The sequence below is a fragment of the Rhodococcus sp. NPDC059968 genome, assembly GCF_042738615.1.
Taxonomy (GTDB): Bacteria; Actinomycetota; Actinomycetes; order Mycobacteriales; family Mycobacteriaceae; genus Rhodococcus_F.
Window position 1 is genome coordinate 1 of the sequence record NZ_JBHWUE010000172.1, and the last position, 12,644, is coordinate 12,644.

The following is a 12,644-nucleotide window of genomic DNA, read 5'->3' on the forward strand; positions in this document are numbered from 1 at the left end:
ATCCCGGTCACCCTCGAGCTCGGTGGCAAGAGCCCCAACATCTTCTTCTCCGACGTGCTGTCCTCCAACGACGACTACCAGGACAAGGCGCTCGAAGGCTTCACGATGTTCGCCCTCAACCAGGGTGAGGTGTGCACCTGCCCGTCGCGTTCGCTGATCCAGGAGGACATCTTCGACGAGTTCCTCGCCATGGCGGCCATCCGCACCAAGGCCGTCCGCCAGGGCGACCCGCTCGACACCGACACGATGATCGGCGCGCAGGCGTCGAACGATCAGCTCGAGAAGATCCTGTCGTACATCGAGATCGGCAAGGGCGAAGGCGCCAAGGTCGTCACCGGCGGTGAGCGTGCCGAACTCGGCGGCGACCTGTCCGGCGGCTACTACGTGCAGCCGACGATCTTCACCGGCCAGAACAAGATGCGGATCTTCCAGGAGGAGATCTTCGGTCCCGTCGTCTCCGTCACGTCGTTCAAGGACTACGACCAGGCCATCGAGATCGCCAACGACACGCTGTACGGCCTCGGCGCCGGAGTGTGGTCGCGGGACGGTGGCGTCGCCTACCGGGCCGGTCGTGACATCCAGGCCGGCCGGGTGTGGACCAACACGTACCACCAGTACCCCGCGCACGCCGCGTTCGGTGGTTACAAGCAGTCCGGTATCGGCCGCGAGAACCACCTGATGATGCTCGAGCACTACCAGCAGACGAAGAACCTGCTGGTCAGCTACGCCCAGAAGGCTCAGGGCTTCTTCTGATGGACGCAGCCCGGGCGCCTCAGCGCCTGAAGGCAACCGCCGGGGCGGTGGAGCTTCTCCGCCGCCTCGGCGGTACCCACGGGCCACTGATGATGCATCAGTCCGGCGGGTGCTGCGACGGGTCCGCGCCGATGTGTTACCCCGACGGTGAATTCATCGTCGGCGACCGCGACGTGCTGCTCGGCGTCCTCGACCTGCGTCTCGGTGTCGGGGAGACCCCGTCCACCCGGCCCGACGGTGGCGATGCGGTACCCGTCTGGATCTCCGGTTCGCAGTTCGAGGCGTGGAAGCACACCCAGCTGGTGCTCGACGTGGTGCCCGGTCGCGGATCGGGATTCAGCCTGGAAAGTCCCGAAGGCATGCGCTTTCTCAGTCGTGCACGTGCCTTCACCCCGGAGGAGAACGCCAGCCTCGCCGCGGAGGAGGTCATCGTGGGTCAGCGATGGGAGCAGGGCTGGAGGCCCGCGCCGTCCCCCGAACCGCAAGTGGTCGCCGAAGCAGTCGACGCATGTCCCGTGCCCGCCCGCCGCCCCGGCCCGTAGCGCCCCGGCAGTGCACTACGACCTCGGTTTTTACGTCGTGGTCATGATTCGCTGACACGACGTGTACACAACTCGTTCAACATTGGCCTCGGCCGTCCGACTCCGCTCCTCGAGCGGCGCGGGCGAGGCACTATTCGGATCGACGTAGGGGACGGAATGTCACTCGTAGAACCATCCAAGAATTCCGGAACCGGGCAACATCACGATGCTGCCGATTTCCACTCGGAAGACAGCAGCTATCTGGAAAAACGCACGCTCCGTAAGGGTTCGGCCGGCTGGGTGCTGCTCGCCGGCCTCGGTGTCAGTTACGTGATCTCGGGCGACTACGCCGGATGGAACAACGGACTGGCCGAGGGCGGATTCGGCGGCCTGCTGATCGCCGGAGTCGTCATCGCGGGCATGTACCTGGCCATGGTGCTGGGCATGGCTGAAATGTCGTCCGCCCTTCCCGCCGCGGGGGGCGGCTACACGTTCGCGCGGCGCGCACTCGGGCCGTGGGGCGGATTCGCCACCGGCACGGCCATTCTCATCGAATACGCGATCGCGCCCGCCGCCATCGCGACCTTCATCGGCAGCTACGTGGAGTCACTGAACCTGTTCGGGATCACCGACGGATGGTGGGTGTACCTGGCGGTCTACGCCATCTTCATCGGAATCCATCTCACCGGCGCCGGCGAAGCACTCAAGGCCATGTTCGTCATCACGGCGATCGCGCTCGTCGGACTCGTGATCTTCGCGGTCTCCGCGATCGGTCTGTTCGACGCGAGCAACCTCACCGACATCGCCGCGACCGATGCGGTGGGCGCGTCGAGTTTCCTGCCCTTCGGCGCATTCGGAATCTGGGCCGCCGTCCCGTTCGCCATCTGGTTCTTCCTCGCCGTCGAAGGCGTGCCGCTGGCCGCGGAGGAGGCCCGCGAACCGGAGAAGAACGTGCCCCGCGGAATCATCATCAGCATGCTCATCCTCATCGTCACGGGCGCCACCGTCCTGTTCCTCGCCACCGGAGCGCTCGGTGCCGAGAGCCTCTCGACATCCGGAAACCCGCTGGTCGAGGCGCTCGGAGACGGAACCGCGGCGAAGGTCGTCAACTACATAGGTCTGGCCGGCCTCGTCGCCAGCTTCTTCTCGATCATGTACGCCTACTCGCGGCAGACGTTCGCGCTGTCCCGCGCCGGTTACCTTCCCAAGAACCTGTCGATCACCAATTCGCGGAAGGCGCCCACGCTCGCCCTCATCGTGCCGGGTGTCGTCGGGTTCGTGCTGTCGCTCACCGGTGAAGGCGCGATGCTGCTGAACATGGCAGTGTTCGGCGCGGCCGTCAGCTACGTGCTGATGATGGTCAGCCACATCGTCCTCCGGAGGCGTGAGCCGGAGATGAAGCGGCCGTACCGCACGCCGGGCGGCATCGTCACCACGTCGTTCGCGCTCGTCATCGCGGCCGCCGCGGTGATCGCCACCTTCCTCGTCGATCCGGTCGCCGCGTTGTGGACGCTCATCGCGTTCGCGGCCTTCATGGCCTACTTCGGCCTGTACAGCCGCCATCACCTCGTTGCCAATTCGCCCGACGAGGAGTTTGCTGTTCTTGCGAAGGCAGAGGAAGAACTGGATTAACGGCTCCCCGCGGGAGGCGGAGGATTTCACGCTCAGACCGCATGAACATTCGACCCGAAGGCGGAATGCGCATGGCTGACGTCGTCAACACGAGTGTGGCCCCGTTCTGCCACAACCAAGATCACCCTGGCAGCGTTCCCGTCTCGGCAGTCGATGAATCCGCACTCCCGACACTGGAAGGTTCGTTCCGCGAGCCCGAGTCGCTGCTTGGCTCTCGCAAAACAACTCGAACACGTCATCGTCGTGTACGCGGGCGGCGCGACCAAAACCACCTTCCGGCCGGCCCGCGCGGCACACTCGATCAGTTCCCGCTTCGATATTCCGATCGCTGCATCGCTGGCCTTGCGGGCCATCGTGGACTTGGCGAGGAACTTTGGCGCGAAGTCCTCGACCGCGATCAGATGATAATTGTCGACAACACTTTTCGCCCAGGCCCTCGCATCATGCCGGGCCTGCCGAGCAGCCTTCTTCTGCTTGGTCGCTGCGGCCTTGCGAGCCCGCTGGTATCCCTTCGACTGCGGCCCACGCTTGCCGCTGTGTCGTCGGGCCATCTTCCGCTGCGCCTTGCCGAGCTCGGCGGCGCAGCGCTTTCGATGTCCCAGATACGGCAGGTCGAACTCCGTACTGGTGGTCGTGGCCGTGACGGACACACCCCAGTCGATGCCGATCCCACTGCCCTCATCGGCAGCGGGGGCAGCGACGACTTCGCGTCGCACCACGAACGACGCGTACCAGTGCCCGAGCGAATCTCGATGCACTCGCACAGAGGTCGGCTCGGCTGGGAGCTCGCGCGACCACACCACCGGAATCACGATGTCCTTCGCCAGACACAGTCGACCGCCACGGCAGGAAAATCCTCGGGAGCTGTATTCGAGCGACGGAAGCGTCTCCCGGCGCGTCTTGAACTTCGGGCGCCCGCGCCCCTTCACTGCAAACGAGTGCTTCAGAGATTGCGCATACGTGCGCAAGACCTGCTGCTGAGGAACCTGCGCACCCTCCCGCAGCCATGCATCATGGCTGCGGGCATCGGTCAGAAGTTTTCCGAGCTTGGCGAACGTCGGCTTGCGCCCGGCCTTCTGCTGCCGCACAGCCTCGTTCCACAGATACCGGCAACGATGCCACTCCGATTCGAGCGCGCGCACAGCCGTCGCGCCCGGCCGAAGCCGAAAGCTGAACCGCACGATTTCCTCCACAGCATTACCGTAGTCAGGAGCACCGACATGAACAGACGTCACACTCACCGCATCTGCCTGACGAGCTGCATCCAGATTCGAAGAGGTGGGGCAGAGACCCGTGAGTCCGAATGACCACCTACAGTCACGGAGTCGCAGGAACCGGGTACTCGTTCGACGGTCTCGTCGACCTCATGGCCAAGGCGACACCGCTCCGCAGCGGTGACGAACTCGCCGGATGCGCGGCATCCTCCGACGCCGAACGCGCCGCCGCGCAATGGGCGCTGGCCGACGTCCCGCTCGGCACGTTTCTGAACGAACTCGTCGTTCCCTACGAGGACGACGAGGTCACGAGGCTCATCATCGACTCGCACGACCGGATCGCGTTCGGCGAGATCTCCCATCTCACCATCGGCGGTCTGCGCGACTGGCTGCTGGACGTCGCGGCGCGGGACGGCGCGGCCGAGACGTTCCGCCGCGTCGCCCCGGGGCTCACCCCGGAGATGGTCGCGGCGGTCAGCAAGATCATGCGCAACCAGGACCTCATCGCGGTCGCGCGGGCCGTCACCGTCACCGCGGGATTCCGCACGACGCTCGGCGTACCGGGGCACCTCGGAACCCGGCTTCAGCCCAACCATCCCACCGACGATCCACGCGGTATCGCGGCCGCCACCCTCGACGGCCTGCTGCTCGGCTGCGGTGACGCCGTCATCGGGATCAACCCGGCCACCGATTCGCCGCACGCCACCGCGGAACTGCTCCACCTGCTCGACGACATCCGGCAGCGCTTCGACATTCCGGCGCAGTCGTGCGTGCTGTCGCACGTGACCACCACGATGGGCCTGATCGAGGAAGGCGTACCCGTCGACCTCGTGTTCCAGTCCATCGCCGGAACCCAGGGCGCCAATTCGAGTTTCGGCGTGGACATCTCACTGCTCCGCGAGGCCAACGCGGCCGGCCGGTCGCTGAAACGCGGCACCGTCGGCGACAACGTCATGTACCTCGAAACGGGTCAGGGCTCGGCGCTCAGCGCCGGCGCCCACCTCGGCACGGGTGGCCGGCCCGTCGACCAGCAGACCCTCGAGACCAGGGCGTACGCGGTGGCCCGTGATCTCGAGCCGCTGCTGATCAACACGGTGGTCGGGTTCATCGGTCCGGAGTACCTGTACGACGGCAAGCAGATCATCAGGGCCGGGCTCGAGGACCACTTCTGCGGAAAACTCCTGGGCCTGCCGATGGGTGTCGACGTCTGCTACACCAATCACGCCGAGGCCGACCAGGACGACATGGACACGCTGCTCACCCTGCTCGGTGTGGCAGGCGCGGCCTTCGTCATCGCGGTACCCGGCGCGGACGACGTCATGCTCGGGTACCAGAGTCTGTCGTTCCACGACGCACTGTACGCACGTCAGGTGCTCGGACTCAGACCGGCACCGGAATTCGAGGACTGGATGCGCCGTCTCGGGATGGTCGACGACGCGGGGCGGGTCCTGCCGGTCGACGCGTCGGCGTCGCCGCTGCGGGCGCTGACGGTGGCACCATGAGCGATCCTGTGGTGCAAGACTTCTGGGCGGAACTACGGGCCACGACTCAGGCGCGTATCGGTCTCGGCCGCACCGGTGACGCCCTGCCCACGCAGCGCGTCCTCGAGTTCCGGTCCGCGCACGCCGCCGCACGTGACGCCGTCCACCAACCGCTCGACGCGGAGGCGCTGGCCGAGCAGGTCGAGGCCGTGGGCCTGGGCAGGCCCGTGGTCGTCACGAGTCAGGCATCGGACCGCAGCGAGTACCTGCGCCGACCCGACCTGGGCCGCACACCGGCAGACCTGTCCGCGGTTCCCGCGGGAACCGCCGAGGTGGGATTCGTCCTCGCCGACGGGTTGTCGCCCCGGGCGCTCACCGATCACGGGGTGTCCCTGCTGTCCGCGCTGGTCGACGAATTCGGTGGGACGTACTCGCTGGCGCCGCCGGTGATCGCGACCCAGGCCCGGGTGGCCCTCGGAGATCACATCGCGCAGGCACTGGGCGTGCAGACACTCGTCCTGCTGATCGGGGAGCGGCCCGGACTGTCGGTGGCCGACAGTGTCGGCGTCTATCTCACGCACCTCCCGCGCCCCGGACGCACCGACGCGGACCGGAACTGCGTGTCCAACATCCACCCACCCGAGGGGCTCGGTTACGAACTCGCAGCCCGCATCGTGGCGGGTCTCGTGTCCGGCGCCAGAAAACTGGGCCGGTCCGGAGTGGAGTTGAAGGACACCTCCCGCGCGGACGCGCTCGCAGCCCCCTCGGAGATCCTCGAACTGTAGTCGTGTTATCTAAAGGGCGGCAGGTCCGACCGGGCCCGCGGAGAACCGCCCTGGACGGGGTGTGACGAGGAGAGATCTATGGCCTTCGCTGGCAATGTGGACGAGTTGGCCCTGCTGCAGGCGGTCCGGTTGAAAGAGCAGGTCAGCGCGCCTGTTCTGGCCGAGCATCTCGGTGTGAGCGCCGCGTCGGCGCAGGCCGCCTACGACGCGCTGCTGACCCAGGGCAAGGCGCAGGAAGTCTCGGACGGCCGGATCGGGCTCACCGAGGCCGGACTGTCGGAGCTCGAGGATCAGCTCGACGCCGAGCGGGTGTCCATCGACGAGGACTCCATTGCGGAGGTGTACGAGAGCTTCGTGCCGTTCCACGAGGAGTTCGTCGGACTGATCGATTCGGCCGACGCCGATCAGCTGGCCGATCTGGACCGTCGTGCGTCGGTCGTGTTCGACGACCTGTCGGCGTTCGTGCCCCGGTTGTCCCGCTACCAGGACCTGTTCGCCGACGCTCTCGCGAAAGTGGCTGCGGGGGAGACGAAGTGGATCTCGGAACCCGTGATCGACTCGTACGCCACCGTGTGGATCGAGCTCCGTAAGGAACTGCTCGGCGCGTCCGGCACTGCCGAGTGACGTGACACGCGTCACCACCCCCCCTATTCGGGGGTGGTGACGCAGTGAGCCGGATCACTACTTTTCTCTCATCCGGGATACGCCCACCAGGGTGTTCCCCACGGACCACGGAGGAATCGAGTGACCACAGTCTCCAACTCGGGTGCGGGCGCCCCCCACGCCCCCACTCCGGTGCGCCAGGGCGGAACCAGCGTCCGCAAGGTGGCCATCGCCAGTGGCATCGGCACGACCATCGAGTTCTACGACTTCTTCATCTACGGCACCGCCGCAGCCCTGGTGTTCCCGACGGTGTTCTTTCCCGCCCTCGGCTCCACCGCCGGCACCGTCGCCTCCTTCGCGACCTTCGCCGTCGCGTTCATCGCCAGGCCCGTGGGTGCGATGCTTTTCGGCCACTACGGCGACCGGATCGGACGTAAAAAAACTCTGATCTCCACGCTCGTCCTGATGGGTGTCTCGACCTTCCTGATCGGCCTGCTGCCCGGTGCCGCGACGATCGGGGTCGCGGCCCCGATCCTGCTGGTGCTGCTGCGTTTCGGTCAGGGATTCGCCGTCGGCGGCGAGTGGGCAGGCGCCACGCTGCTGACGGCGGAATACGCACCTCCGGGTAAGCGGGGCCTCTACGCGATGTTCCCGCAACTCGGCCCCGCGGTGGCCTTCATCCTCTCCAGCGCCACGTTCCTCGTCACCGGCTCCCTGCTCGGTGACACCAACGAGGTCTTCCTCGAATACGGATGGCGGATTCCCTTCCTGTTCAGTGCCGTCCTGGTCGGAATCGGCCTCTACATGCGCCTGGCGATCGAGGAGACACCGGTGTTCCGCGCGGCCCAGCAGGCCGACCGTGCCGACGCGTCCCCGCGGACCCTCCCACTGATGGACGCCTGGCGGTACCAGACCAAGGAGATCCTCCTCTCGGCCGGCGCGCTCGCCACACTGTTCGCGTTCTTCTACATGGGCACAGCGTTTCTCACCAGCTACGGCACCAAGACCCTCGGGTTCAGCCGCCCGTTCGTGCTGACGGTCGGGATCGCCTCGGCAGTGGTCTTCGGATTCACGATCGTCGTCTCCGCTCTGTACTCGGACCGGATCGGGCGTCGACGGGTCATCATGATCTCCTGCGGACTGGCCGTCGTGTGGGCGCTCGCGCTGTTCCCGCTGCTCGACACGGGTTCACCCGTCGCGTTCACGATCGGCGTGATGGTCACGCTCGCCATCTTCGGAATCGCCTACGGCCCCTGCGGCGCTCTGCTTCCGGAAATGTTCCAGACGCGGTATCGGTACACCGGCGCGGGCCTCGGCTACAACCTCGCCGGCGTGCTCGGCGGCGCCGTGCCGCCGTTGATCGCCGCACCCCTGGCGTCCGCGTACGGCAGCGCCGCGATCGGCGTGATGCTCGCCGTCCTCGGCGTCTTCAGCCTGCTGTGCACGAAAGCCCTGGTGGAAACGAAGGACGACGCGCTCTGACGGGGCCGGCGAGGGGTGTCCGGACTTCGCGCAGATACCGGCGCCCCTCGCCGTGCAGTATGCCCTGGATCACATCAACCAAGAGTAAGTTCGACCGCGGAAGGGCCTTCGGGTCTGCCCGTCCCGTAGGTGCCCGAACGGGCTCCTGGAGAGGAAGAGTGATGACAACCCCGCTTCCCAGCTACACCAACGGCGTGTGGGACGCCCCGATGCTCGGCGACACCATCGGAGACAACTTCGACCGGACCGTGGCAGCCCACGCCGATCGTGACGCCCTGGTCGACCGGCCCTCGGGGCGGCGGTGGACGTACGCCGAACTGCGGCGGGACGTCGACGCCGTGGCGGTGGGGTTGCTGAAGCGGGGGATCGGGAAGGGCGACCGGGTGGGAATCTGGGCGCCGAACTGCCCGGAGTGGACGCTGATCCAGTTCGCGACGGCCAAGATCGGGGCGGTGCTGGTCAACATCAACCCCGCCTACCGGGCGCACGAGTTGAAGTACGTGCTCGATCAGGCCGGTATCCGGCTGCTGGTATCGGCGCCCGAATTCAAGTCCTCCGACTATGCGGCCATGATCGAGGAGGTCCGGCCGCAGTGCGCCGACCTCGAGATGGTGGTGCTGCTCGGAAGTGCCGAGTGGAGCCGGCTGGCGTCGGACGGCATGGCTTCGCACGCCGCCGACCCGGCCCGGCTGCCCGCGGCGCAGGCGGCCCTGTCCTCGGACGACCCGATCAATATCCAATACACCTCGGGGACAACCGGGTTCCCGAAGGGTGCGACGCTCAGTCACCACAACATCCTGAACAACGGATTCTTCGTCGGCGAGTTGTGCCACTACACGGAGAACGACCGCGTCTGCATCCCGGTGCCGTTCTATCACTGCTTCGGCATGGTGATGGGCAACCTGGCGTGTACGAGTCACGGCGCGACCATGGTCATTCCGGGGCCGTCCTTCGATCCGAAAGCCACGCTGGAGGCCGTCGAGGCGGAGAAGTGCACGTCGCTGTACGGGGTGCCGACGATGTTCATCGCCGAACTCGCCGAACCGGACTTCGCGTCGTTCGACCTGTCGAGCCTGCGGACCGGGATCATGGCCGGATCGCCCTGCCCGGTGGAGGTGATGAAGCAGGTCATCGAACAGATGGGGATGGCCGAGGTCTCCATCTGTTACGGCATGACCGAGACGTCCCCGGTGTCGCTGCAGACCCGGTCGGACGACACGATCGATCAGCGTGTGTCGACGGTCGGCCGGGTCGGTCCGCATCTCGAGGTCAAGATCGTCGATCCGGCAACGGGATTGACGGTTCCGCGGGGCACGCCGGGCGAACTCTGCACCCGGGGATACTCGGTGATGCTCGGGTACTGGAACAACCCGGAGAAGACCGCGGAGGCGATCGATGCCGGACGGTGGATGCACACGGGCGATATCGGTGTGATGGATTCCGACGGCTACGTCGCGATCACCGGGCGGATCAAGGACATGGTGATCCGCGGTGGCGAGAACGTCTATCCCCGCGAGATCGAGGAGTTCCTGTACACGCATCCGGACATCCTCGACGCCCAGGTCATCGGGGTGCCGGACGCGAAGTACGGTGAGGAACTGATGGTGTGGGTGCGGATGAAGGACGGTGCCGAACCCCTCGACGCGGCGAAGGTGCGCGAATTCTGCACCGGCAAGCTCGCCCACTACAAGATCCCGAAGTACGTGCACGTCGTCGACGAGTTCCCGATGACGGTGACGGGCAAGGTGCGCAAGGTCGAGATGCGGGAGCAGTCCCTCGACCTGATCGGGCGCACCTGACGCGGCTCGGCGGACGGTATCAGCCCAGCGCCCCGGCGATCGCGTCGAGACCGGCGGTCGCGCAGGCCTGATCGCGCATTCCGTCGGGGGCGCCGCCGACGCCGATACCCGCGATCGACCCGCCGGCCGACTTCACGCTCACCCCGCCGGCGAGGAACAGCGTGCCGGGAAGGTCGGCGACCGTCGCGCCGTCGCCCTTGGCCCGTTCGCTCAGATCGCTGGTGTTCGCACCGAACGCGGCAGCGGTGTACGCCTTCTGGCGGGCCGCCTCCACGGTGTGCTGCGCGGCATTGTCCCCGCGCAACATGGCCTGCACGTTGCCGGCTCGATCGACCACCGACACGGTGACGAACCCGAGCCCGTCGGCCTGGCACTTCGCGAGCGCCGCCTGCGCGGCGGCCTGCGCAGTGCCGATACCGAGACGGTTCTGGCTCACCACGCCGTCCGCACCGTCGATCGGGGCCGGCGCGGCCGCGGTCGCGACCGGAGTGGACGTCGGACTCGCCTCGTCGGACGCGGACGCGGATGTGCCGCACGCCGAGGTGGCGACGATCGCGGCGAGCGGGACGGTGATCGCCAGAATGCGGGGCAGGCGGTGGAGGGTGCGCATCGGATGGCCTTTCGGGAAGTGACGAGCTGACGTGACCAGCCTGGCTCGGCGGCGGCGTTGAGCGCATCGGGCCGACGGTGCTCCCGAACTCATCCGTCCGGCCCCGGCAGATCATCCGAACGTTGGATCCGCGACCCACGGCAGATCCGTAGGATCAATCGACGTGACGACACCCGTGGACGGAGTGGACAGGCCGGACGGCGCGGGTCTGCGCGGCCCGCTCGCTACCGCCATCCATGTGTCGTTCTACGTCCTCCTCGCGACGTCGACGGCGCGGTATCTGACCTACCACGGAGCGAGCGGACAGTTCGTCGTCGTGGTCGCGTTGATCGCCGCGCTCGCCGCGTTGTACACGTTCACCGCCGTGGTCGCACGGCGGGAAGGCACGTGGGAACCGTGGGTGTGGCCGGTCCTGACGACGCGAGCGGTGCTCGTCTGGCTCGCGCCGAGTTTCGCCTGGTGCGCGTTTCCCATGTTCTTCCTGTGCACGAGGGCCTACCCGAGCCGCATCGCGTATCCGGTCGTCGGTGTTCTCGCCGTACTCACATCGCTGGCGTTCTTCACCTTCTCCGGGCGCACCGAGTGGGCCGTGCTGGTGGGACCGCTGTGCACCGGAGCACTGATCGTCATGGCGTACAGCCAGATCGAGCGGGACGGTCGGGAACGGGTGCGTCTGCTCCGCCAGGTGGCCGAGACCCGGTCCCGGCTCGCGGAAACCGAGCGTGAGGCGGGGGTGCTCGCCGAACGCGAACGACTGGCCCGCGAGATCCACGACACCGTGACGCAGGGACTGACCAGCAGCGTCTACATAGATCTCATACTTCCTACCACTGACGTGGCTGGCGTTGGAGATGTATGTACTTCACGGCTACCCGTAACACCTTGCGGTGTTGCGGGTTGTACCGTGTCCCACACCGACGCTTGTGGCGCAGGAACGATCTTTGTCTGGTTCACCCCCACCGGTGGTGTCGCGGCGGGAGCACTGCGACGGACACGGCGATGCCGCGGCCGGCGCGGAGTGGGACTCTTCTTGTCGCGGCATCGGCGCACCGGCGCATGCTCGACCACCCGGATCCGCGGATTCTCCCCGCGCTTGCGAACGGCTTTTCCGCGTCCCAGCAATGCCCGTTTGGCCAGGTTCACACCCGCCACATGATCACGATGTCCGCCGACTGTGCACTGCCCACACCATGCCCGGTGGTAACCGCCGGGGCGAGCCAGTGGTTCGTTGCAGCCCGGACACAATGCTGAGGATCCGCGTGCCGGTACGGACACCACCGTGACACCGACACCGGCGGCGGTGTGGGTGAGCGCGTCGACGGCTTGGCGGCGGGCTGATTGCGCTGCCCGATTGTTGTTGACGCGTCCGTGCCCGCGGGTTTCGAGGGTGGTGAGGTCCTCCACCGCGATCACCGTCGCGCCCGCCGCGGCGGCGTAGTCGGTGACCTGACGGCCGAAGTGGAACGCCAGTTCCCGGTTGATCTTTCCCCGTTTGGCACCGACCGCGGCGCGGTGGGCGTCGAGTACGGCGATCTTCTCCTCCAGCTGGGCGCGGACCTCCGGTGGGGCGGCGGCGGCGAGCTGCGTCAAGCGGGCGGCCTTGCGGTGCAGCAGCTGCCCCTCGGTTTGCAGGCGGGCCAGTTTGATCCCGAGGCCGCGGTCGTCGTAGGTGAAACCCCGGTAATCCGACACCAGACCCTCCGGGCTGTCGGCGGTGATGGCGGCGGCACCGAGTGTGGACGGGGACCAGTCCACGCCCACCGC

General features: G+C 67.0%; 10 protein-coding genes and 2 pseudogenes. 9 read left to right on the plus strand and 3 right to left on the minus strand.

The window, feature by feature from the left end; translation table 11 throughout:
• The 3 genes and pseudogenes from adh to eat form a co-directional block, all read left to right on the plus strand.
• Positions 1 to 753 (plus strand): annotated as a pseudogene (gene adh / locus ACFWAY_RS51185) (aldehyde dehydrogenase); the annotation flags it as partial.
• Positions 753 to 1,295 carry a DUF779 domain-containing protein gene (locus ACFWAY_RS51190; protein ID WP_378516176.1) on the plus strand — a complete coding sequence of 181 codons (543 nt, stop codon included), beginning with the start codon at positions 753 to 755 and terminating at the stop codon, positions 1,293 to 1,295. The pseudogene adh and the gene ACFWAY_RS51190, both read left to right, overlap by 1 nt.
• Positions 1,296 to 1,451: 156 nt before the next feature.
• Positions 1,452 to 2,906 (plus strand): ethanolamine permease, encoded by a 1,455-nt coding sequence (gene eat, locus ACFWAY_RS51195; RefSeq protein ID WP_378455271.1) that lies wholly within the window; start codon positions 1,452 to 1,454, stop codon positions 2,904 to 2,906.
• A gap of 32 nt (positions 2,907 to 2,938) precedes the next feature.
• On the opposite strand, the gene ACFWAY_RS51200 is transcribed toward eat, so the two are convergent.
• Entirely contained in the window at positions 2,939 to 4,099 is a 1,161-nt protein-coding gene (locus ACFWAY_RS51200; protein ID WP_378516177.1) for an RNA-guided endonuclease InsQ/TnpB family protein, read from the minus strand.
• 110 nt (positions 4,100 to 4,209) lie between these two features.
• Between ACFWAY_RS51200 and ACFWAY_RS51205 the strand changes: the two genes are divergently transcribed.
• The 5 genes from ACFWAY_RS51205 to ACFWAY_RS51225 all read left to right on the plus strand — a co-directional run bounded on the left by ACFWAY_RS51205 (position 4,210) and on the right by ACFWAY_RS51225 (position 10,270).
• On the plus strand, positions 4,210 to 5,622 hold the full coding sequence (locus ACFWAY_RS51205; protein ID WP_378455273.1) for an ethanolamine ammonia-lyase subunit EutB: 1,413 nt from the start codon (positions 4,210 to 4,212) through the stop codon (positions 5,620 to 5,622).
• Positions 5,619 to 6,386, plus strand: coding sequence for an ethanolamine ammonia-lyase subunit EutC (gene eutC / locus ACFWAY_RS51210; RefSeq protein ID WP_378516178.1), 768 nt, complete (start codon positions 5,619 to 5,621; stop codon positions 6,384 to 6,386). The genes ACFWAY_RS51205 and eutC overlap by 4 nt, the downstream gene beginning before the upstream one ends.
• A 78-nt stretch (positions 6,387 to 6,464) precedes the next feature.
• Positions 6,465 to 7,010 carry a hypothetical protein gene (locus ACFWAY_RS51215; protein WP_378455274.1) on the plus strand — a complete coding sequence of 182 codons (546 nt, stop codon included), beginning with the start codon at positions 6,465 to 6,467 and terminating at the stop codon, positions 7,008 to 7,010.
• Between the two features lie 120 nt (positions 7,011 to 7,130).
• Positions 7,131 to 8,471 (plus strand): MFS transporter, encoded by a 1,341-nt coding sequence (locus ACFWAY_RS51220; protein ID WP_378455275.1) that lies wholly within the window; start codon positions 7,131 to 7,133, stop codon positions 8,469 to 8,471.
• A 161-nt stretch (positions 8,472 to 8,632) separates the two neighbouring features.
• Positions 8,633 to 10,270, plus strand: a complete 1,638-nt coding sequence (locus ACFWAY_RS51225; RefSeq protein ID WP_378516179.1) for an AMP-binding protein — start codon at positions 8,633 to 8,635, stop codon at positions 10,268 to 10,270.
• A gap of 19 nt (positions 10,271 to 10,289) precedes the next feature.
• Here the strand turns inward: ACFWAY_RS51225 and ACFWAY_RS51230 are convergent, their stop codons facing one another.
• Entirely contained in the window at positions 10,290 to 10,880 is a 591-nt protein-coding gene (locus ACFWAY_RS51230) for a heme-binding protein (protein ID WP_378516180.1), read from the minus strand.
• Positions 10,881 to 11,043: 163 nt separating this feature from the next.
• Between ACFWAY_RS51230 and ACFWAY_RS51235 the strand changes: the two are divergent.
• Positions 11,044 to 11,685 (plus strand): annotated as a pseudogene (locus ACFWAY_RS51235) (histidine kinase); the annotation flags it as partial.
• On the opposite strand, the gene ACFWAY_RS51240 reads toward ACFWAY_RS51235, so the two are convergent.
• Positions 11,685 to 12,644 (minus strand): zinc ribbon domain-containing protein (locus ACFWAY_RS51240; RefSeq protein WP_378516181.1); only part of this gene is annotated, 960 nt, incomplete at its 5' end. The pseudogene ACFWAY_RS51235 and the gene ACFWAY_RS51240 overlap by 1 nt on opposite strands.

Excerpts from the sequence above, each read along its gene's own strand:
- ACFWAY_RS51190 (WP_378516176.1), top strand. The coding sequence starts at position 753 with ATGGACGCAGCCCGGGCGCCTCAGCGCCTGAAGGCAACCGCCGGGGCG.
- eat (WP_378455271.1), top strand. The coding sequence starts at position 1,452 with ATGTCACTCGTAGAACCATCCAAGAATTCCGGAACCGGGCAACATCAC.
- ACFWAY_RS51205 (WP_378455273.1), top strand. The coding sequence starts at position 4,210 with ATGACCACCTACAGTCACGGAGTCGCAGGAACCGGGTACTCGTTCGAC.
- eutC (WP_378516178.1), top strand. The coding sequence starts at position 5,619 with ATGAGCGATCCTGTGGTGCAAGACTTCTGGGCGGAACTACGGGCCACG.
- ACFWAY_RS51215 (WP_378455274.1), top strand. The coding sequence starts at position 6,465 with ATGGCCTTCGCTGGCAATGTGGACGAGTTGGCCCTGCTGCAGGCGGTC.
- ACFWAY_RS51225 (WP_378516179.1), top strand. The coding sequence starts at position 8,633 with ATGACAACCCCGCTTCCCAGCTACACCAACGGCGTGTGGGACGCCCCG.
- ACFWAY_RS51230 (WP_378516180.1), bottom strand. The coding sequence starts at position 10,880 with ATGCGCACCCTCCACCGCCTGCCCCGCATTCTGGCGATCACCGTCCCG.